Origin of the sequence: Arthrobacter mangrovi, assembly GCF_026011795.1 — a bacterium.
GTDB lineage: Bacteria > Actinomycetota > Actinomycetes > Actinomycetales > Micrococcaceae > Crystallibacter > Crystallibacter mangrovi.
Genome location: NZ_BRVS01000044.1, coordinates 1 through 20,337, shown reverse-complemented (window position 1 = coordinate 20,337; position 20,337 = coordinate 1). Strand labels below are relative to the sequence as shown.

The following is a 20,337-nucleotide window of genomic DNA, read 5'->3' as shown; positions in this document are numbered from 1 at the left end:
GCGGGCACCCGCCGTCGTACGCGTTCCTTTAGTGGAACTGGCCTTCTTCGGTGGAACCCACCAGGGCCAGGGTGCTGCCGTTCGGGTTGAGGGCAGTGGAGATCTGGTCGAAGTAGCCGGTGCCCACTTCGCGCTGGTGCTTGGTTGCGGTGTAGCCGCGGTCTTCGGCGCCGAATTCGCGCTCCTGCAGCTCGACGTAGGCGCTCATGCCTTCCCGGGCGTAGCCATGGGCCAGGTCGAACATCGAGTAGTTCAGGGCGTGGAAGCCGGCGAGGGTGATGAACTGGAAGGTGAAGCCCATGGCGCCGAGCTCGCGCTGGAACTTGGCGATGGTGGCGTCGTCCAGGTGCTTCTTCCAGTTGAAGGACGGCGAGCAGTTGTAGGAGAGCATCTGGTCCGGGAACTCGGCCTTGACGGACTCCGCGAACTTGCGCGCCAGCTCCAGGTCCGGCGTACCGGTCTCCATCCAGATCAGGTCGGAGTACGGGGCGTAGGCCTTGGCGCGGGCGATGCAGGGCTCGATCCCGTTGCGGACCTTGTAGAAGCCCTCCGGGGTGCGCTCGCCGGTGATGAACTCGCGGTCGCGCTCGTCGACGTCGGAGGTGATCAGCGTGGCGGCCTCGGCGTCGGTGCGGGCAATGATGACCGACGGCGTTCCCGCCACGTCCGCGGCCAGCCGGGCCGCGTTGAGGGTGCGGATGTGCTGCGCGGTGGGAATCAGCACCTTGCCGCCGAGGTGGCCGCACTTCTTCTCCGACGCGAGCTGGTCCTCCCAGTGGACGCCCGAGGCGCCGGAGGCGATCATCGACTTCATCAGCTCGTAGGCGTTCAGCGGGCCGCCGAAACCGGCCTCGGCGTCGGCCACGATCGGGACCAGCCAGTCCTCGACGCTCTGCTTGCCCTCGGAGAACTCGATCTGGTCCGCCCGCAGCAGCGCGTTGTTGATCCGGCGGACCACCTGCGGCACCGAGTTGGCCGGGTAGAGCGACTGGTCCGGGTAGGTGTGGCCGGAGAGGTTGGCATCGGCGGCGACCTGCCAGCCGGAGAGGTAGATGGCGCGCAGGCCGGCCTTGACCTGCTGGACCGCCTGGTTGCCGGTCAGGGCGCCGAGGGCGTTGGTGTACTGGCCGGTCTTGGCTTCCTCGGTCAGCTGCTTCCACAGCTTCTCGGAGCCGCGGCGGGCCAGCGTGTGCTCCTCCTGGACGCGGCCGCGGAGGCGGACGACATCGGCCGCGGTGTAGTCGCGAGTGATGCCCTCCCAGCGGGGATTGGCGGCCCACTCGAGCTCCAGTGCCTTTGCTGCCTCTTCGGGGGTCTGCGGGGCCGGCTCAAATGATGCAGTCATTGCTGTTCTCCTTGGTTGTCCCAGCGTCTTCACCGGGTGACTTGGGTTACGGCTGTGGGCCGAACTTCTTCGTGAAAACGACTATTCCGCACTCGCAAGGGGGTTGATAGATGAAAATGCTGGAAAGATTCGCGTTTCTTTGCGTATCCTCAAGAAATGACGTCTACCAGCTGGCACCGTCCCCTTAAGCCCTCCACGGAGACAGAGAACGACGGCGATATCGACCTCATCAGCCTGGGTCGCCGCGTGCGCCACTTGCGCAAGGCGCAAGGCATGACGCTCGACGACCTAGGGGCCGCCGTCGGCACCGCCCCCTCGCAGCTGTCGCTGATCGAGAACGGCAAGCGCGAGCCCAAACTCGGCATGCTCCAGTCGCTCGCCAAGGCCCTCGGCGTGGGCATGGACCAGCTGCTCGGAACCGAGCCGCCCAGCCGTCGCGCCGCCCTGGAAATCGAGCTGGAACGCTATCAGCGCGGTCCGCTCTACGAGTCCCTCGGCCTGCCCAAAATACGCGTCAGCTCACGGCTTCCCATGGACGTGCTCGAGTCGCTGGTCGGCCTGCAGCACGAACTCGAGCGCCGGCTCGACGAGCAGTCCGCCACCCCCGAGGAAGCCCGCCGCGCCAACACCGAACTGCGGGCCGAAATGCGCGCCCGGAACAACCACTACGAGGACATCGAGGCGCAGGCCCAGGAACTGCTGAAGGCCGTCGGCTTCAAGGGCGGCCCGCTGTCCCACCACGTCGCCGCGGACATCGCCGAGCACCTCGGCTTCAGCCTCCAGTACGTCGGGGATCTGCCGCATTCCACCCGCTCCGTGACGGATTTGAAGAACCGCAGAATTTACCTGACGCAGGGCCACCGGTCGGAGCATGACCCGCGCTCGGTGCTGCTGCAGGCCGTCGGTCACTACGTGCTCGGCCACGAGACGCCGTCGGACTACGCCGACTTCCTCCGCCAGCGCGTCTACACCAACTACTTCGCCGCGGCACTGCTGATGCCCGAGCACGCCACGCTGGATTTCCTGCAGAAAGCCAAGGCCGCGAAGGAACTGGCGATCGAGGACCTGCGCGACGCCTTCTCGGTTTCCTATGAAACCGCCGCCCACCGCTTCACCAACCTGGCCACGCACCACCTGGGCATCCGCTGCCACTTCCAGAAGGTCCACGTCAGCGGGATTATCCATAAGGCGTATGAGAACGACGACGTGAACTTCCCGGCGGACCATACCGGCGCCATCGAAGGCCAGCCCGTGTGCCGGTTCTGGACCAGCCGCGCGGTCTTCGACGTGCCGGACAAGTTCCGCGCCTTCAACCAGTACACCGACACCGCCGCCGGCACCTTCTGGTGCACCGCCATCACCGAGCGGCACTCATCCGGCGAGTACTCGCTCAGCATCGGCGTGCCCTACAAGGACGTCAAATGGTTCCGCGGCCGCGACACCCAGGAACGCTCCAAGTCGCTCTGCCCCGACGAATCATGCTGCCGCCGCCCGCCCGCCGACCTCGCCGCCCAGTGGGGCGGCCAGGCCTGGCCAGCCGCCCGCGCCAACACCCACCTCCTCGCCGCACTCCCGCCCGGCGCCTTCCCCGGCGTCGACGAAACCGAGGTCTATCAGTTCCTCCAAGCCCACGCCGCCCGGTAACAGCAGCCGGGAGGCCTCGGGTTTCTGTCGAACCCACTTTCCCCGGGTCAGCAGGGCCGTGGGGCTGACATATGGGCCGTTATCGGTTTGGCTAAGTCTCCTGCTCGGCGTTCTAAAAGGCGAACGATGTGTCACGGCCTTCAGACGTGGTCGTGGTTGTCTTGGAAAATTCAGCTGAACCAGCTCGTCGCTGGGGGAGTACCGCAGCGGGGTCGAAGCGATCATCATCGACCCAGCAGCGTAGGGGCGCGCTCTATCCAATTCAGCATCAGAAGGGGCGGTATGGCCGCAGCCACCATCGGATTGAGTGCTGCTCCATGACAAGTGCGCTCTCGCCTGTGTTCTATCTGGCGGCCAGGTCCATGGCGAATTCCTCGGCGCCTGGGAGGCGGGAGCTACTCACGCGGATTTCGGGCGATGGCTGGTCGGAGGTTGGGGCCCGTGGGTACGCTGGCCGTACACGCTGCTCCTGAATGGAAAGGATCATGGCCGGACTGTCCCGACGCTTCACATTGCCGTTGCCATGGACCTGGTTGGCGGCATTGGTTGCGGCAGCGGTCATTGTGGCTGGTTTGGGAGCCGTGTGCGTATCGGCCCGGCACGGGACGGGGACGCAACACGCCGACGGGCATGTTGCCGCTGGAGGGGCGGTGCATGACTCCGGGGCCGGGACGGGACTTCAGTCCGGCTTCATGCAGTCTGGCGACGTGCCGAGCCGGGGCCCCGGGAAATGCTGCAAGGAACGCCAGCCCGAAGCGTTTGGCGAGACCCCGGCGCACCAGCGGGCGGGCACAGACGGCCCGTCCACACCGCCGCTTTCGGCGTCGCCGGTCAGCCCCCGCAGGACATTACACTCCCCGGGCCGGCACCGCGACGCGCGCGTGGCGGTGCCGACTCCCGGGGACTTATCAATCAGCCGCACCTAGACACTCCTCCCGCGCAATATGGCGGACTCCATGAATTGAAGCCAGTTGCATGCCGGCGCTTTTCCCTGCTTCGGGGCCTTGCCCCTCTTGGGCGCCGCAGCCTGACTTCCGAACAACGGCAGGAAGGAGTGTACGGAACTCGAGGACTATCAGAGAGCGGCCTGACCATCCAGGCCGTAACCCCTCTCACGCAATGCGGAATTTGAAATCAGTGAACGGAGAAGCGGCCATGACCCACCATATTCAGTCCATGCTGGAGACCTATCCCAAGGGTCTGGGAGACATCGACAAGACCAAACTGGCCGAATGCATCGAGGCATGTTTGGAGTGTTCGCAGACCTGCACGGCATGCGCGGATGCCTGTCTGAGCGAAGAAAAGGTGTCGGACCTGGTCAAGTGCATCCGTACCAACCTGGACTGCGCCGACATCTGCGCCGCCACCGGCAACGTGCTCTCCCGTCACACCGGGTATGACGCAAACATCACCCGCAGGATTTTGGAGGCCTGCCGCGACGCCTGCCGTGCCTGCGCGGATGAATGCGAAACGCATGCCTCCATGCACGAGCACTGCCGGGTCTGTGCCGAAGCCTGCCGGCGCTGTGAACAGGCCTGCGCCGACCTGATCACGTCGCTGGGCTGAAATCCCTTTCTCCGCCTGCCGCTCGACCGGAGGCAAGGGGCGGTATCAATCCCGGCTGTGCGGCTACAGTCCGCGCGACTGCGGCAGGCGGAGAACGCAAATATAAATAGACACGAGGCGAGGAGGCCAAGCCATGCCGGATAGCAAAACCGCCGGGGGCGGCGGGGAGCACGAACAGGGCAAGAGCGAAAAATCCATGTCCGGGAAGATGTATTTGCGGTTCGCGGCGATGATCCTGACCGCGATGGTTGTGATGTATTGGGTGATGTTCGTCGGTTCCTGGGAATGGAGTCACGTACGTTTTAGCCAGAGCCGCGTCTTTATGGCCATCACCATGGGCGGCACGATGGGCTTGGTCATGCTCGCCTGGATGCTGAACATGTACAAGAACACCAAGGCCAACATCGCGGTGATCCTGGTCAGCCTCCTGCTCATCGGGGGAGGCGCTTTCCTGGACCGGAGCCAGATCACCGTGGACGATACCGCGTTTATGCGGGCCATGATCCCGCATCATTCCCTGGCCATTACCCGGTCCGAGCGGGCCGGGATCCAGGACGTGCGTGTCTGCGAGCTCGCCGTCGGGATCAGCGAGGCCCAGCGCCGGGAAATCTTCGAAATGGAATGGCTGATCGAGGACATCGAGCGCAACGGGGTCGCTGCCACGGCCGCCGAAGCCCGGTCCCGTCCGGTTCCGGCCTACACGGAGGCCGCCGAACGCCAATGCGCCGGGGACTGAGCAACACCCTGAACCCTGGAAGGCTGCCGCTAGCGGTTCGGTCCGTGGTTGCCGGGGGAGTGTCCGTGGTCGGCGGCATATCCGTCCACGGCCTCCTCCAAACCATCGCCTGTTGAGAGGAAGTCCCTGCGCAGCTTCTTCCCGAGGTGGTCCAGCGCGTCCGCCAGTCGCAGGCCGCTGAACCGTACCGTTGCCGATGGGGATGCCGCTGCCGCGTCGCGCAGTGCCAGGGCATAGGAAAGTTGGCGGGCGAGGGAGAGGTCCGGGTCCTCTTCCTGGAAATAGTAGCCCTCGGGATGCTGTGTGAAGTCGAGCAGCACCTTCGCTACGTCTGCGGTGAGGGAGTCCAAGGCCCTTGAAACGGCCGCCTGGTCCAGCTCATGCAGCCTTTCGGCATAACCGGTGCCGGCCATCCCCTTGAGTTCCAGCGCCAGTGCGCGCCGCCGTGACAACGGGGCGTAGACCTGCGAGAACCAGGTCAGGGCGGCTGTCAGCAGGGCGAATCCGGCCAGCGCTTCGAGCGGCGACACCAGGCGGATCCAGGGATCGGTGGCCACGACGTCGCCGAAACCCAGGGTGGCCAGTGCAACGAAGGAGATGTAGAGGGCCTGGGCGAAATCGCTGTAGGCGCCGGGATCAATGCCGGGGGAGTATGAGAACCCGTCGGGAACGTGCGGGTAATAGATGAGCGCCCAGCCGACCCCCTGCAGCAGCACCCAGAGCAGGACAGCGGCAGTCATCGCTGCCGGGCCCACCGCCGAGCCAAACCGGTGGCCGCTGGCCCTGGAAAGTTTCCATGTTCCCACCAGTACCAGCCGGCTCAGCCGCCCCTTCCCGGTCGGGTGCAGCAAAGTGTGGAACATATCCGTCAGTCCCACCACGACCACCATCACGCCGGCCGCCGTCAGCGCCACGCCCATTCGCAACCCTCCCAATTAGAACTGCCTTTGCATACCCGGCGACGACCCTGTCCCGCAGAGGAACCCTGGAAATCTCAGTTCCAGTCCAGGCTCTCGAACAGGCAGTCCGTCCGGCATGACTCCCCTGGAACGGAAAAGATCCTCTCGAGAATGGAATCGTCAGAGTGATAGCGAGCCAGGGACAACACCCGGCCTGATACCGGCACAACTGCAAACCACGGTACACAGTCAACAACCAGCCAGCGGTCGAGGGACCGGATCCCGGTCGCAGCCAAATCGCCGCCGTTCTCGCAGACCTGTTGCCGGCAACCAAGACGACGTAGCATTATCGGTGCCGCGGGCAACGACGATGTTGACGCGAGAGGAAGGACTCTCAGGGATGCAAGCACGGTACGGCCAGTTTCCGGAAGAAGTTCATACAGTACAGCCGCGGCTGTACTCCGATGACACTTTTGCCCCCGGGGAGATCGCGGAACGCCTTCCTCCTGCCGAGGAAATCCTGACATGCCTGCCTGTAGATCCTGCGCTGGCCCGGACCGTGGCGGAGCACGTCCATTGTGGAGAACCAATGGAGACGATCACGGCTAGTGCACTTCCCATCACTGCACCGCTGCAGGTCCTGATGCCCGGGATACTTCCGCCTGAACCTGCCGAGACGACAACACCGGGTTTCCGGTGCAAATGCGGATTCACCATCGACGCACCGGCTCTGACATAAGTCCGGAAGCCCTCCGGACGGCTCCAACCCCGGCTCCACGGGCAACTACTGCGGCTGATGCCCTCCTATCGGACCCGGCCGGGCCCACGGCCCGGCGGACCTGCTCAGTTCGCTGCTGACCTGCCAGACGGCTGCCGCGCGGACCCTGCCGCCCCGCCTTTGACTAACCGATCAGGCTGGTCCGCCCACAGCGTGTGGCAGCCGCCACGGTCTCGCGTGATGATGTGCCCAGGAGAACCTGCGGGCGAACCCCACGGGGCGGGAGTGTCCGTTTAACGGTGGATTCTCGATGGCAAAGGCGTTCAGCGCGGGCTTCCACCGGTCACCCCACCGTGCCCTTCTGCCGCAGGTTGGGTCAGGGGACCGGGTGGCTGGTCAGGCTGCGGGTGTGTCGTTGCGGTGGGTGAAGCGCCGGACGGCTTTTTCTGCTTCGACGATGATCAGCACGGTCGAACCAACGGCGGTGCAGAGGAGCCACTCCCAGGTTGTCAGGGGCGTGAGCTGTAGCAGGCCTGCAGAAACAGGCCAGGTCATGGCGGCCCAGTGCAGTACGAGGGCGCCGAGAGAGGTGTAGAGGAGGGGCTTGTTGGCCAGCAGGCGGAGCTGGAAGAGGGATTTGTGTTCAGCGCGGGAGCTGAAGACCTGGAAAAAGCTGAGCATGACGAACATGGTGAGTGCGAGAGTTCGGGCATGGATCTCGGGGTAGCCGGCATGCAGTTCCACGATGAAGCTCAGGATGACGGCCAGCGCCATCCAGGCGCCGGTGATGCCTGCCCGGAACCAGAGGGTCCGGGAGAGGATACCGTCGGAGGGCGACCGCGGGGGGCGGGTTAGCTCATCTCCTTCGGCCGGTTCGAAGGCCAGGGCGATGTCCTGGACGCCGTTGGTTACGACGTTCATCCACAGCATTTGTACGGGCAGGAACAGCAGGGGCGTGCCGGCGAACACGCTGAGCGTAACGGCTACCAGCGCTGCGGCTCCGGTGGAGAGCAGAAAGTAGGTGGTTTTGCGGATGGCGGCGAAGGTGACCCTGCCTTGTTCGACTGCGTTCACGATGGTGGCGAAGTTGTCATCGGTCAGTACGACATCTGCTGCTTCGCGCGCTACGTCGGTGCCGGCCTTGCCCATGGCAACGCCGATCGCGGCCGCTTTGAGCGCCGGGGCATCATTGATGCCGTCACCGGTGACGGCGACGATCTGTCCGGTACCCTGCAGGACGTGTACGATCCGCAGTTTGTCTGCCGGAGAGACGCGTGCTGCCACCCCTGTCTGCTCCAGGCGCGCGGCGAGCATGTGATCGTCCAGGTCCGCCATTTCAGCGCCTGTTAGGGCGGTCCGTTCAGTGGTCAGCCCGAGCCGGGCGGCGATGGCCGTCGCGGTCACCGGGTGATCTCCGGTGATCATCAGGACTCTGATTCCGGCCCGCCGGCATGCAGCGACAGCGTCCGCGGCGCCTGGCCGGGGCGGGTCGGTCATGCCTTCCAGGCCCAGGAAGGTCAGCCCGGTAGGGGCCGGCAGAACGGCGGGCAGTTCTTCATCATCGGCCAGTACACGGGAACCGGTGGCAATGACGCGCAGGCCGTCCCGGCCCATCGCCTCGTTGGCCGCATGGACCAGCGACTTGTCCAGCGGAACAGTGCCATCCCCGCGGGCGATGCTGTCGGCAGCGTCCAGCACCGCTTCCGGTGAGCCCTTGACGTACAGGGTCCTGCGGCCGCCAGCATCGGCATGCACGGTCTGGGAGTATCTCAGGTGCGGTTCATACGGCTGGTGGGCCACCGGCAGGGCGGTGCGCTCGGCTTCGCTGATGGCAGCCCGGGAGACCGCGGCCTTGGCCATGGCCGCGTCGACGGCATCACCGGAATACTCCAGGTCCTCGTCCTCGGAGGAGGGCGTTGCCTCGTTGGTCAAAGCACCGGCCCGCAGAACAGCCCGGACCAGGGCAGAATCGGTCCTCCCGCCGCCGTCGTTCCCGTCCGCGATGTGCAGCAGCCCTTCGGTGGTCCAGATTCTTTCCACAGTCAGCCGGTTCTCGGTCAGTGTTCCTGTCTTATCGGAGCCGATGACATTGGTGGAGCCAAGGGTTTCGACGGCAGGCAGGGTGCGGATGATCGCATTGCGGCTGGCCATTCGGGACACCCCCAGGCTCAGCGCGACGGTCAGGACGATGGGCAGCGATTCGGGGATGGTTGCCACCGCCAGCCCGACCGCGGTGCGGAACATGGTGGAGAGGTCGTTGCCGAGCACGAGACCGGCAATGAAGATGAAGACGAGGGCGGCGAGGACGAGCAGGCCGATGCGCCGTTCCAGATCATGCGTGAGGAGTTGCAGCGGTGACTTGCCCTGCGGGCCTTGGACGAGGGCGTTGATCTCACCGAGCGTGGTGGAGCCGCCGGTAGCAAAGACCACACCCTTGCCGCGGCCGCTGCCCACGAACGTGCCGCTGAACGCCACATTCGCCCTGTCTGCCGGACCCGTTTCCTCCGGGAGCCGCTCCGTATGCTTGGTCGCGGCGAACGGCTCACCGGTCAGCATGGACTCATCAAGCTGAAGACCGTTACTGTCGAAGAGCCTGAGATCGGCCGGGACGCGTTCACCGCTTTCCAGCAGTACGACATCTCCCGGCACGACGTCGCGTCCGGGCACCACCTGCTCGAGGCCGTCCCTGAGGGCCCTGCAGGACGGGGTGGAAAGAGACTGCAGGGCCCGGACATCGGCCTCCGCCTTGCGCTCCTGAACAAATCCCAAAGCTGCGTTGACTGCCAAAACGAGAAAGATTGCCCCGGAGTCCACCCAGTGCTGCTGGAGGAGAGTCACTACGGCTGCAACCATCAGAATCCCGATCAGGGGGCTGATGAACTGACGCAGCAAGACCCGCCACCAAGGGGTGGTCCCGGCGAAGCTCAACTCATTCGGGCCGGCATCCTCCAGCCGGCGGGCCGCCTCGGCAGCGCTGAGTCCCCCCGGTCCCGATGAAAGCTCCGTAAAGGCGCCGGCAGCATCCAACGCATGCCACGGCACGGTCCCGGCAGTGGCAGGTGACTGCGTATCGGACCGGTCAGCCATGCGTGCCAGTCTTCACCCTGCCACGACTCTTGGACAAGAGGCAGGGCAGGACTTGGACAAAGGCCGTGGCAGGACACAGCCAGCGTTGTATGGCCCCCGAAGGCCATCTTCCGCTGCCCGGGGCATGCTTGTAGTGTGTGCCTTGGAGAGCCGGGAAGCCTGGTCGGCCCGCGGGGGAGCCCGCGGAGCTTGCGCGGCGCGTTGCTGTGGATGCTGTGGATCGACTAGGGGAGGCGATGGGGCTGTGGGTGTTCGTTCGCTGGTGATCGAGACGTCCGGGCTCGTGAAGGAGTTCGGCCGGACGCGGGCGCTGAACGGGTTGGATCTGCAGGTGCCGGAGGGGGAGGTCCATGGGTTTCTGGGGCCCAATGGGGCCGGGAAATCCACGACGCTGCGCATCCTGCTCGGGCTGGTCCGGCCCTCGTCCGGGTCGGTGCGGGTTTTCGGCTGGGATCCGTGGGTGGAACCCGTCCGGACTCACCGGGAGATCGGGTACGTGCCCGGGGATGTGAGTCTGTGGCCGAACCTGACCGGGGGCGAGGTGATTGACCTGCTCACCGGACTGCGCGGCGGGGCCGAGGAACGCAGGCGCCGGGAGCTCGTCGAGGAGTTCGGGCTGGACCCTACCCGTAAAGCGCGCACGTATTCCAGGGGGAACCGGCAGAAAGTGGCCTTGATTGCCGCGTTTGCCCGTCCGGCGCGCCTGTATCTGCTGGACGAACCCAGCTCCGGCCTGGATCCGCTCATGGACTCGGCCTTCCGCCGCCGGGTCCGCATGGTCCGGGACGAGCGCGCGACCGTTTTGCTCTCCAGCCACATCCTGACCGAGGTCGAAGCGCTGTGCGGCAGCGTGACCATTATCCGTTCCGGGACCGCTGTTGAAAGCGGGTCCCTGGCCGCGCTGCGGCACCTGCATCGCACGCATTTCCGGGTGAGCGGGCCGGCCGATCCCGAGGCCCTGCAGCGCCTGGGCGGTGTGTGGGACCTGACGGCAGCTGACGGGGTCGTGGAGTTCGAGACTGACCCGGCAGACCTGCCCCGGGTGATGTCAGCGGTGGCCGCGGCCGGACCTGCCGGCCTGGAAGTTAGTCCGCCGTCGCTGGAGTCGCTGTTCCTGCGGCACTACCGTGACCGGGCACGGCAGTGAAAGCGGTACTGCGGCTGGTGCTGGCTCAGGTCCGGCGCGACCGATGGCAGCTGGCGGTATGGATCGCGGGGATCGCCCTCCTGGGTTTCGCAACGGCGGCGGCCGTGGCCGCCCAGTTTGGCGACGAGAGTGCCAGAGCGGCGATCATTGCGGTAGCCGCTGCGAATCCGGCCTTCCTGTTCCTGCGCGGAATCCCGGACGGGACCGGGCTCGGGTCGGTCGTCTTCTTCCAAGGGTACGCCTTCACGGCGGTGCTGGCCGGGCTGATGAATACCTTCCTGGTCATCCGCCACACCCGCGGCGACGAGGAGGCCGGACGTGCCGAGCTGCTCGGTGCAGGCCCGCTGTCCCGGGCCGTGCCCCTGGCCGCGACGCTGATCCTCGCCTCGGCTGCCAACACGGTGCTGGCGGCGTGCGTCGCGGCCGGTTACGTGTTGGCGGGGCTTCCCGGGAGCGGTTCGGTGGTGGCGGGTCTGGCCGTTGGTGCCGTCGGCTTATTCTTTGCGGCTGTCGCTGCGGGCACCGCGCAGCTGCTGCCCTCGGCGCGGGCAGCCAACGGTGCTGCGGCCGCCCTGGTCGGGGCAGCCTATCTGGTGCGCGGCATCGGTGATGCGATGGGGACGCCGTCACCGGCTCTTGATGCGGTGGCCAGCGGCTGGCCGTCGATGTTGTCACCGATCGGCTGGGGCCAGCGCTCCCGCCCGTTCGCGGCTGCCGGCATCGGCCCGGTGCTGGTCCTGGCGGCGGCCGCAGCGGTGCTGGCAGCGGTCGCGGTGCTGTACCGGCAGCGGCGGGATCTGGGGGAAAGCGTACTGCCCGAGCACCCCGGTCCGGCCCGGGCCTCGGCCGCCGGGCGGACTCTGACGGGTCTGGCGTGGCGTCTGCAGCGGTCGACCCTGGCGGGGTGGTTTGCCGCAGCGGCGGTGTTGGGGTCGGTTGCCGGAGCGTTCGGTCCGGTCGTTGCCCGGGAGGTGGAGGGCAATCCTTCGCTGACCGACCTGATTTCCCGGCTCGTCCCGGGGACCGAAGTCGGCGTGGTGGACGTTTTCGGGGCAGCGCTGATGGGAATCGCAGGAGTGCTGGCCGCTGCCGCCGGTGTGCAGGCGGTCCTGCGGCTTCGCGCCGAAGAAAGCGAGGGACGCGCCGAGCTGCTGCTCGCCGGGTCCGTTTCCCCGGCCCGGTGGATGGGCGCCAGCCTGACCGTCGCGGCCCTGTCCACGACCGTGGTCTGTGCTGCGGCCGGTACCGCGGCAGCGGTCTGTCTGGCGCTCACCGGCAGCCCGCCGGCCGGCGCGGCGGTGTTCCTGGCAGCGGGACTGGCGCACGCGCCGGCCGCGCTCGTGTTCTTGGCCGCCGCAGCCCTGATCTTCGCCGTCGTTCCGCGCCATACCGTGCAGCTGGGCTGGGGGCTGTTGGCCGCGGGCCTGGTGCTGGGACAGTTCGGCGAACTGCTGCGCCTGCCCGCCTGGCTGCAAAACGTCAGCCCGTTCCGCTACTCCTCAGCCCTGCCCGTTGAAGACCTGAACGTGACCGCCGCCGGCATCCTTCTGTCCGTTGCCGCAGCCGGAGCCCTCGCCGCCGCGCGCCTGCTGCACAAAAGGGACCTGACACCCTGACCGGGAAGCGAGTGCCGCCGTCGTCATCCAGAACCTCCCTCCGCCGCATCCAGCACTGACGATTCCGATGTTGAAGGCGGGGCGACAAATAACCGTCACCAGCGCCCGGCGAGCCACAAAGCGGGGCCAAAAACAGCCGTCCTACCGGGGCCCTCTAAACCTGTCACGGCCTCGGGAAGCTGTCGGGCAGCTGGCCGATACGCCTGGACCCATCGAGCTCCCTGCCAGGGCAGGGACCGTATCCTACGACTGCGTTGCGGAAGGCGGCCCGGTGCCTCAGGAGGACGAAGATGCCCGGCTCCGTTGCGCCGGCGAGCAGTGGAGCCTATTGGCCGGGGGAGGGGGGCTCCGAGGCGGCCCGCGTATGGTTCGTCGGTGCCGCCCCGACACTCGGCGATGATTCGCCGCTCAAGGCCATTCGTGAGGGCCGCTTCCAGGAGGTATTCGTCGCAGTCAGGTCACGTTGGTTACACCCCTGGCCTTCGCAGTCCTGCCTGGTCCTTCACTGTCGCGGATCCTGCTGATGCCGCAGGACGGTGAGCCAGTAACAGCCTGCAGCCAGGAGAATAAAACCCCCAAAGCTGTCGAGAGTGACCATGGCCAGCAATCCGACGATCAGCAGCCCGAAAGCGGCGAGAACGGCCAATCCGTGGAGCAGGACGCGGGGCCCGGGACGTTCCTGAACCAGCCCCGACCGCAGTTTCCGCGCCAGCCGCGGATCATCTTCCCGGAGCTCGTATTCGAGCTGTTCGAGGCGATAGCGTTCTTCATCCGATAGTGGCATTGCAACCTCCCTGGCCGTACTCCGGTTCCTACAGGAACGGGTGGGCAGACTTGGCGGCATCACGGCCGGTATCGGCTAGTTGGCCTTCGGGCGGCCAGAAACAGCCCCTGGCTCGAAGCCCGCATGCCGTGGAGAAGCGGAGTGCCCCGGACTTTCCGTATATGCCACGCTATGAGGGGCTTAGCCGGAGAAGCAATGAGTTTAATTGGAACGGTTTCTTCGCTCGGAAGTTGTTATGCCTCCGTTGTCTCACCTCCCGGCTGACGGGGTGCCGGGCCCGCCTCGAGGCAGGAGAGTTGCCGGCTCCAGGCTTGGGACAGGAAGGGGCACCGGGGCGGTACGGGGACCTTGCGTATGGTCATCCCAGAGTTCGGGCAGTAGGGTTGGCGGTGGTGAGCCGGGAAGCCTGGTCGGCACGTTCTGTTGCTGCCCAAGAAGAGGATCCGCTTTTGACCGAGCTATTTCCCCCCGTTGCCCGGAAAATCCAGCACCTGCGACCGGCACGGTCCGGCGGTTCCGCCACCTCGCCGCCCGTCCCTGCCGGTGCCATTGTTTTGCCGCGTCCGGGATGCCGGTGCTCGGTCCGGAGCCGGGCAGGACAGCCATGACTGAACAGGATCGGATCGAAGCGGCGGGCGCGGAAGATGCCAGGATCAGGAGAGCGGCGGCAGCTTTCGGGGCGGTATTCCTGCTGGCCGGTGTTCTGGGGTTCATCCCCGGTATCACCACAGGATACGGGCGGATGGCCCTTGCCGGGCATCACTCCGGGGCCATGCTCCTGGGGGTGTTCCAGGTTTCAGTCCTGCACAACATCGTGCACCTGATATTCGGATTCCTTGGAATTGCCGCGGCGCGTCGGGGGCGGCGCGCGGCGCGCAGCTACCTGACTTGGGGAGGCATTTTTTACCTGCTGCTCTGGTTGTATGGAATGGGCATCGCCGAGCCCTCATTCAACATAGTCCCGGTCGATGCCGCCGGCAGCTGGCTGCATTTCGGTCTGGGGCTCGGAATGATTTCTGCTCGGTGGCTGATCGGCGCAAGGACCCGGGGCAACATGCCGCACTGGGGCTAGCCCACCGGGGCAGCCGGATGCGTTGGCGTGCGGGGGTCGGGCTCTCTCGGCTGCCGACCTCGGTCCCGAGCCGCGGGTGGTGTTTTCGGGTAACGTGGAAGGTGGTGTGCCGGGAAGTCTGGTCGGCGGTAATGTTCGTCGACCCGCTTTGAAGGAGGCCTTCATGGCCACTGGTCCATCCGTTCCGCGTCCCGGCAGGCGCCCGCTGATCGGTCACGGCAGCTATGCCGAGGCCTTGCGCATTGGGGAGATCCTGCGCAAGGAAACCGTCGGCGGGATGCTTCTGGTTGCCGCTGCGGCCGCCGCGATCATCTGGGCGAACTCGCCGGCAGCCGACAGTTATTTCGCACTCCGCGACCTGAAGGTCGGTTACGAGCCCTGGCATCTGGACCTCAGCCTGGGCGCCTGGGCGGCCGACGGGCTGCTGGCCGTGTTTTTCTTCCTTGTCGGGCTCGAGCTCAAACGCGAAATCGTGGCCGGCGACCTGCGGCAGGTCAGCAAGGCGATCGTCCCGATCGCCGCCGCCGTCGGCGGGGTCGCGGTCCCCGCGATGATCTATGCGGCGGTCAACTGGGGCGATGGTGAGAGTCTGCGCGGCTGGGCGGTCCCGACCGCGACCGATATCGCGTTCGCGGTCGCTGTCCTGGCCGTCATCGGCTCGCATCTGCCCACCGCGCTGCGGCTGTTCCTGCTCACCCTCGCGGTCGTGGATGATCTGCTCGCGATCGCGATCATCGCCGTCTTCTACACGAGCGAGATCAACATTCCGGCGCTGCTGCTGACTCTGGTCCCGGTGACGGTGTACGCGTTCCTGGCGCAGAAATACCGGCGTTTCTTCGGCCTGAAACCCGCCGCCGCCTGGCTGATCCTGCTGCCGATCGGCGTCGTGGCCTGGGCGCTGCTGCATGCCTCCGGCATTCACGCCACCATCGCCGGCGTCGTGCTGGGCTTCACCATCCCGGTGCTGCGCAGCAAAGACAGCGGCGGACCGGCCGCCGGACCGGGCCTCGCCGAGATCTTTGAGCACCGCTTCCGTCCGGTCTCGGCCGGTTTCGCGGTACCGGTGTTCGCGTTCTTCTCCGCCGGCGTCGCGCTCGGCGGGTTCCAGGGGCTGGCCTCCGCGCTGACCGACCCGGTGGCCCTGGGCATTATCGCCGCCCTGGTCCTGGGTAAACCGGTCGGGATCCTCACGGCCACCTGGTTGATGGCCCGGTTCACGCGGGCCCGGCTCGATCCGTCCTTGAGGTGGGTTGACCTGGCCGGGGTCGGGCTGCTGGCCGGCATCGGCTTCACCGTCTCCCTGCTTATCGCCGAACTGAGTTTCGGCCTCGGGGAACCGGCCAACGATCACGCCAAGGTCGCTATTCTTACCGCCTCCTTGTCCGCCGCCGTCCTGGCCGCGGTGCTGCTGGGCGCACGCAACCGCGCGTACAGCAGGATCGAGGCCGAGGAACGCGCCGACACGGATCAGGACGGGATCCCGGACGTGTACCAGCAGAGCAGCGGCAGTTAGACGCCCGGTGTCCGGGTAGGCGGCCCGCTGATCGGATAGGACGGGGAGGGGCTGCAGATGTTCGAGGTTCCCAGCCTGGTGTTCGCCGCGTCCGGTCTAGCCGTGTTCGCCGCGGCGCTGCTGCCGCGGGTGCTGATGCGCGCACCGGTATCCATGCCCATGGTGTTTCTTGGAGCAGGTGTCTTCGCTTTCGCCGCGCTGGACGAGCTGCCTGACCCGGATCCGCTGGTCCACGGGGACATCACGGTGCATCTGAGCGAGGTCTGCGTGATTGTCTCGCTCATGGGCGCCGGACTGGCCCTGGACCGCCCAGTGGGGTTGCGGTCCTGGGCCAGCACGTGGCGGCTGCTCGCCATTGCCATGCCGGTGTGCGTCATCGGGTTCTTCCTGCTGGGCGGATGGGTCCTCGGACTGGGAGCTGCGGCGGCGGTGCTGCTGGCGGCCGTGCTGGCGCCGACCGATCCGGTGCTGGCGTCCGAGGTTCAGGTCGGCGAACCGGCCGACGCGGAGGAGGACCTTGAAGGGGAGGACGAGGTTCGCTTCGCGCTGACGTCCGAAGCCGGGCTCAACGACGGGCTGGCCTTTCCCGTCGTCTATCTGGCCATTGCGCTAAGTCTCGTGGGTACCTCTCCCGCGGCCTGGCTGCCGCAGTTCCTCGGCTTGGATCTGTTCTGGCGGATCACCGCGGGCTGCCTGATCGGGTACGGCGTGGGCCGCCTGCTGGGACGGGTCTTCTTCCGGGCGCCGGCGAAGAGCGTACGCCTGGCTGAACACTCCGAGGGATTTGTGGCGCTGGCGGCCACGTTCTTCGCCTACGGGATGGCAGAACTTGTGGAAGGGTACGGCTTCATTGCCGTCTTCGTCTGCGCCGTCACGATCCGTTCGCATGAACATACGCATGGCTACCACGGGATCCTGCACAACTACATTGAGCAGCTGGAACGGCTGTTGACCGTGGTCCTGCTGGTCCTGATCGGCGGCGCAGTTGCCCGGGGACTGCTGGCCGGAACCACGTGGGCTGAGGTAGCGGTGGCACTGGCCATAGTCCTGCTGGTTCGTCCTGCAGTAGGATGGATCGCCCTCGCCAGGGGGCGTACCGGGCCGTGGGAACGGGCGGTGATCTCCTTCTTCGGGGTGCGCGGCATCGGCTCCATCTACTATCTGTCCTACGCGCTGTCGGAGGGCCGGTTTGCCCAGGAAGCCCAGATGTTGTGGCGGGTCGTGGGGCTTGTGCTCGTGATCTCCATCGTGGTCCACGGCACCACCGCGGGACCCGTTATGAACGCCCTCGACCGGGCCCGTCGGCGCAAGGCCATCCGCGACACCGGCAGCCCCGGAGAAGCCCCTAGCACCGCCGTCTGATCTGCAGCACAACCAGCAGCGTGCCCTCCCCCGACACTGGGAGGGCCGGTAGGGGATCCTCGGTCTCTTGAACCGGCGTGTGCGGCCGGACCTTCCGCTGCTGAACCGGACCGCACAGGTGTGGGCATATCGCCAGGCAGAGGACATCCTCGTCGAGGTGACAGACGCTGGCATGGCCATGTGAGGACAGGAGCAACGGGAGGCGTTCGCCAGGTTCTTCCGCTCCTACGCTGCAGCCAAGGCCGCTATCCCCGGCGCCGGAGCCCGGGGTCCAACATCACCAACGCCATCGCCGAAGCCCATAGGGGAGTATGACTGTCACCAGCATTCCAGTGTGCGGCAGCACCTTCACGGTGGTTTTGCCTGGCCAGCAGACAAGGCCTCGGCGCGGTATTTGCCTTGACCCGTGACCGGCGCTGCAGGCGTACACCGTCAACCCGTCGGCTCGTCTATCCACATCCAAACCACCCCGCCCCGCCCTGGCCCGGTACTGCTGGCCGCCCGCAGCCACATCTACCGCAGAACCGGGATGCCGACGGTACGGCATCCCGGAGATGTTCCAGAGACCCAAGCCGTCCCCGTCACTGCGTGCACCAACATATAGGCGCCGTCACAGTGGATCCTCGGTCCACACGGCGGAACACGGTGAAGCGCTGAAGCCGACACCGTCGGCTGCGCCGCGGGTGCAGGTTTCCCTGTACCGCCCGGGGTGGGGCTCGCGGCCCGTGTCTTACCCGTCCCGCGCAAAGTCCTCCAATTGTGTACAGCCCTGTTGCTGGCGGCGGGCGCGTTGACGATTAAGGTTGCCGCCGGCAAAGGAGCCGGCAGGCAGGAGGAAACCGCCCCCAATGTCCACGCCATCCGTCCGCGTCAGTGAAAAAACGGCGAAGAAACGGCAGCAGCTGCACTCAAGCGCAGGATGCCTGCCCGTGGACTCGGCGCTGGCCCGCACAGTGTTGGAGTACGTCCACTGCGGCGACGTGATGCAGCCGGTTGCCCCGGGCGAACTGCCGATCACGGCGCCGCTGATGGTGCTGCTTCCCGGGACCGTACCCCCGGAACGGGAAGAAGAAACCCGCACCTACCGCTGTGCCTGCGGATTCACCTTGGACGATCCGACGGCCGCATAAACACCGGCTCGCGGCGGTAACAGCTGCGTCTTGCGGCCCCCTGCCGGATACCGGACGGCCTGAACCCTGCCAGGAGAAAGTCCGGGCTATGGTGCGCGGCTGCCTGCGCCCCGACAGGTTCCTCTTCGTCGGATACCACCATGCCGGTGCACCGGCTCCGACGCTCCAGGGCGGACTGACTACAGTCAAAGTCGGAGGTCGCATGTCCCGACCTGCAGTAGTTTCCCGGTTTGAACCGGGAAGGATGCAGCCGGCAGGACCTGAAACGACAAGTAGCCGGCCCTGCCACGAGGTTAGGATCGGGCAATGGACGCCGAAGGCGACGGGAGGTAGCAAGGATGACAGAGCGGTTCACCGACGCCCGCACAGCATCGCTCCGTATGACCCGGGAAGGGCTACTGCATCTGCGCTGGAACATCGGCGTGGATATCGGGGAGGTAGATGCGCGCGCAGCGATGGAGCTGGTGAATGAGATGTGCACAGACCGACCTTGTCCGCTGCTGATCGACATGACTGGCACAGGCTCTATCAGCCGGGGAGCCCGTACCGTCTTCACCCGGCGCTCCTGCGCATCGAAAATCGCGTTGATCGGCTCATCCCCGGTGGACCGGGTCCTGGTCAATTTCTTTCTCCACGTCAACACCCCTCCGTGCCCGACCCGCTTCTTCACCTCCAGGACACAGGCCGCCCGCTGGCTACTGGAACACTAGCGCACGTCTGAATGTCCAGGACCGGATCGTGGCGGATTTGCCAACGACTCCACGGACCAGCCCGAAGACCGCAGCGATCTCGCCGCTGTCTACAGGCAAGGCGGCGGCCGGAAGCGTGATGCGGGCACGCCCGCATCCAGGGCGGCAGGCATCAGGCCTTCGTTACTGCAGCCCGCGGGAGACGGAATAGGCGTATAAAACGACGAGAACCCCGCCGATGACGTTCAGACAGAGGAAAAACCTGCGACGCGTCGAGAAAGGCTCCCCGGCAGCCCTTGGGTGCCGGACCGAAAATACCGTTGCCGTGATCATGAGTGCGAGCCCAATAAACATCAGCAGGAGCACACTCCATGATAGGCAGCCCGGGAGCCCAAGCTCATCGCAGCCCGGCGCTTGTTCGACGGAAACACGCGAATCTGCAGCGCAGCAGGGTGTTAGCCGCACCCTCCCACACCGTTGAGTACCCCCGAACAAAAATGTCTAGCGCGCGTAGAACCGGGCCCGGTATCGACAGCGGGGGTGGAAGGCGAAACTGGGCCCGGCGCGTGGCCTAACATCCATTCTTTGGGAGTGTGTCAGCATGCCCTTTTGACCACAGGAAGAGGATGACCGATCAATCTTGTGAAAACATCAGCCCCCAGTTCGGGGAAAAGTCAATCCCCTAGCCTGGAGGTTCTGGGTGGACGCGGCGCATCCGCCCGTCCCGCAATTCAGGCCGGGAAGCGGTGCCAGAATGCTTCGCAGCGGTCTTCAGGACATATGCGCCGTTATCGGCGTCTATTGATCAAAGGTTGCTTGGTTCCTGCCTGCTTCGAGAGACGCGGCCATGTATTCGACGATTACGTTTTGGGAGATGGCGACGTCCAGGACGAAGACTCCTTCGTTGTGTGTGGCCAGCCATCGTTCCAGTTTCGCGAGGTCTGCGAGGGTGTGGGCTTTGGCTCCGTGTGCGCCGAGGGCTCGTCCGATGGCTGAAAAATCGACTTCGTCGATGAGCATTGCCTGGTC

Annotated in this window: 14 protein-coding genes and 1 pseudogene; 10 read left to right on the top strand and 5 right to left on the bottom strand. The window is 66.0% G+C overall.

Features of this window, described 5'->3' with window-relative positions; genetic code table 11:
- Positions 1 to 28: 28 nt before the first annotated feature.
- Positions 29 to 1,345: an isocitrate lyase gene (gene aceA, locus AHIS1636_RS20295; RefSeq protein ID WP_262107564.1), complete on the bottom strand. Its 1,317-nt coding sequence runs from the start codon at positions 1,343 to 1,345 to the stop codon at positions 29 to 31.
- A gap of 156 nt (positions 1,346 to 1,501) precedes the next feature.
- On the opposite strand from aceA, the gene AHIS1636_RS20290 reads away from it, so the two are divergent.
- The 3 genes from AHIS1636_RS20290 to AHIS1636_RS20280 all read left to right on the top strand — a co-directional run bounded on the left by AHIS1636_RS20290 (position 1,502) and on the right by AHIS1636_RS20280 (position 5,291).
- Positions 1,502 to 2,989: a helix-turn-helix domain-containing protein gene (locus tag AHIS1636_RS20290; RefSeq protein ID WP_264797683.1), complete on the top strand. Its 1,488-nt coding sequence runs from the start codon at positions 1,502 to 1,504 to the stop codon at positions 2,987 to 2,989.
- Between the two features lie 1,155 nt (positions 2,990 to 4,144).
- Positions 4,145 to 4,555 (top strand): four-helix bundle copper-binding protein, encoded by a 411-nt coding sequence (locus tag AHIS1636_RS20285; RefSeq protein ID WP_264797682.1) that lies wholly within the window; start codon positions 4,145 to 4,147, stop codon positions 4,553 to 4,555.
- Positions 4,556 to 4,688: 133 nt separating this feature from the next.
- Positions 4,689 to 5,291, top strand: coding sequence for a DUF305 domain-containing protein (locus tag AHIS1636_RS20280; RefSeq protein ID WP_264797681.1), 603 nt, complete (start codon positions 4,689 to 4,691; stop codon positions 5,289 to 5,291).
- A 29-nt stretch (positions 5,292 to 5,320) separates the two neighbouring features.
- On the opposite strand, the gene AHIS1636_RS20275 is transcribed toward AHIS1636_RS20280, so the two are convergent.
- Positions 5,321 to 6,211 carry a potassium channel family protein gene (locus AHIS1636_RS20275; protein ID WP_264797680.1) on the bottom strand — a complete coding sequence of 297 codons (891 nt, stop codon included), beginning with the start codon at positions 6,209 to 6,211 and terminating at the stop codon, positions 5,321 to 5,323.
- 1,093 nt (positions 6,212 to 7,304) lie between these two features.
- The gene (locus AHIS1636_RS20270) at positions 7,305 to 9,995 is read right to left on the bottom strand and encodes a cation-translocating P-type ATPase (protein ID WP_264797679.1); all 2,691 of its coding nucleotides are present in this window, start codon (positions 9,993 to 9,995) and stop codon (positions 7,305 to 7,307) included.
- Between the two features lie 244 nt (positions 9,996 to 10,239).
- Between AHIS1636_RS20270 and AHIS1636_RS20265 the strand changes: the two genes are divergently transcribed.
- Together AHIS1636_RS20265 and AHIS1636_RS20260 are read left to right on the top strand one after the other, a co-directional pair.
- Positions 10,240 to 11,142 (top strand): ABC transporter ATP-binding protein, encoded by a 903-nt coding sequence (locus AHIS1636_RS20265; RefSeq protein WP_264797678.1) that lies wholly within the window; start codon positions 10,240 to 10,242, stop codon positions 11,140 to 11,142.
- Positions 11,139 to 12,758 carry an ABC transporter permease gene (locus AHIS1636_RS20260; RefSeq protein WP_264797677.1) on the top strand — a complete coding sequence of 540 codons (1,620 nt, stop codon included), beginning with the start codon at positions 11,139 to 11,141 and terminating at the stop codon, positions 12,756 to 12,758. The genes AHIS1636_RS20265 and AHIS1636_RS20260 overlap by 4 nt, the downstream gene beginning before the upstream one ends.
- 502 nt (positions 12,759 to 13,260) lie before the next feature.
- Here the strand turns inward: AHIS1636_RS20260 and AHIS1636_RS20255 are convergent.
- The gene (locus AHIS1636_RS20255; RefSeq protein ID WP_264797676.1) at positions 13,261 to 13,542 is read right to left on the bottom strand and encodes a DUF3040 domain-containing protein; all 282 of its coding nucleotides are present in this window, start codon (positions 13,540 to 13,542) and stop codon (positions 13,261 to 13,263) included.
- A 604-nt stretch (positions 13,543 to 14,146) separates the two neighbouring features.
- Here AHIS1636_RS20255 and AHIS1636_RS20250 point away from each other — a divergent pair.
- The 5 genes from AHIS1636_RS20250 (at position 14,147) to AHIS1636_RS20230 (ending at position 19,329) form a co-directional block, all read left to right on the top strand.
- Positions 14,147 to 14,614: a DUF4383 domain-containing protein gene (locus AHIS1636_RS20250; RefSeq protein ID WP_264797675.1), complete on the top strand. Its 468-nt coding sequence runs from the start codon at positions 14,147 to 14,149 to the stop codon at positions 14,612 to 14,614.
- A gap of 163 nt (positions 14,615 to 14,777) precedes the next feature.
- Positions 14,778 to 16,127, top strand: a complete 1,350-nt coding sequence (gene nhaA / locus AHIS1636_RS20245; protein WP_264797674.1) for a Na+/H+ antiporter NhaA — start codon at positions 14,778 to 14,780, stop codon at positions 16,125 to 16,127.
- A gap of 57 nt (positions 16,128 to 16,184) precedes the next feature.
- Positions 16,185 to 17,489 carry a cation:proton antiporter gene (locus AHIS1636_RS20240; RefSeq protein WP_264797673.1) on the top strand — a complete coding sequence of 435 codons (1,305 nt, stop codon included), beginning with the start codon at positions 16,185 to 16,187 and terminating at the stop codon, positions 17,487 to 17,489.
- A gap of 848 nt (positions 17,490 to 18,337) precedes the next feature.
- Positions 18,338 to 18,619, top strand: a complete 282-nt coding sequence (locus AHIS1636_RS20235) for a hypothetical protein (protein WP_264797672.1) — start codon at positions 18,338 to 18,340, stop codon at positions 18,617 to 18,619.
- Between the two features lie 338 nt (positions 18,620 to 18,957).
- The gene (locus AHIS1636_RS20230) at positions 18,958 to 19,329 is read left to right on the top strand and encodes a DUF7793 family protein (protein WP_264797671.1); all 372 of its coding nucleotides are present in this window, start codon (positions 18,958 to 18,960) and stop codon (positions 19,327 to 19,329) included.
- Positions 19,330 to 20,106: 777 nt separating this feature from the next.
- Here AHIS1636_RS20230 and AHIS1636_RS20225 read toward each other — a convergent pair.
- A pseudogene (locus AHIS1636_RS20225) lies at positions 20,107 to 20,337 on the bottom strand (thiamine pyrophosphate-binding protein); the annotation flags it as partial.

Bases quoted from the DNA above. Each gene is read 5' to 3' on its own strand.
- nhaA (WP_264797674.1), top strand. From the start codon at position 14,778: ATGGCCACTGGTCCATCCGTTCCGCGTCCCGGCAGGCGCCCGCTGATC.
- aceA (WP_262107564.1), bottom strand. From the start codon at position 1,345: ATGACTGCATCATTTGAGCCGGCCCCGCAGACCCCCGAAGAGGCAGCA.
- AHIS1636_RS20255 (WP_264797676.1), bottom strand. From the start codon at position 13,542: ATGCCACTATCGGATGAAGAACGCTATCGCCTCGAACAGCTCGAATAC.
- AHIS1636_RS20275 (WP_264797680.1), bottom strand. From the start codon at position 6,211: ATGGGCGTGGCGCTGACGGCGGCCGGCGTGATGGTGGTCGTGGTGGGA.
- AHIS1636_RS20290 (WP_264797683.1), top strand. From the start codon at position 1,502: ATGACGTCTACCAGCTGGCACCGTCCCCTTAAGCCCTCCACGGAGACA.
- AHIS1636_RS20270 (WP_264797679.1), bottom strand. From the start codon at position 9,995: ATGGCTGACCGGTCCGATACGCAGTCACCTGCCACTGCCGGGACCGTG.
- AHIS1636_RS20250 (WP_264797675.1), top strand. From the start codon at position 14,147: ATGACTGAACAGGATCGGATCGAAGCGGCGGGCGCGGAAGATGCCAGG.
- AHIS1636_RS20285 (WP_264797682.1), top strand. From the start codon at position 4,145: ATGACCCACCATATTCAGTCCATGCTGGAGACCTATCCCAAGGGTCTG.
- AHIS1636_RS20235 (WP_264797672.1), top strand. From the start codon at position 18,338: ATGTCCACGCCATCCGTCCGCGTCAGTGAAAAAACGGCGAAGAAACGG.
- AHIS1636_RS20230 (WP_264797671.1), top strand. From the start codon at position 18,958: ATGACAGAGCGGTTCACCGACGCCCGCACAGCATCGCTCCGTATGACC.
- AHIS1636_RS20280 (WP_264797681.1), top strand. From the start codon at position 4,689: ATGCCGGATAGCAAAACCGCCGGGGGCGGCGGGGAGCACGAACAGGGC.
- AHIS1636_RS20240 (WP_264797673.1), top strand. From the start codon at position 16,185: ATGTTCGAGGTTCCCAGCCTGGTGTTCGCCGCGTCCGGTCTAGCCGTG.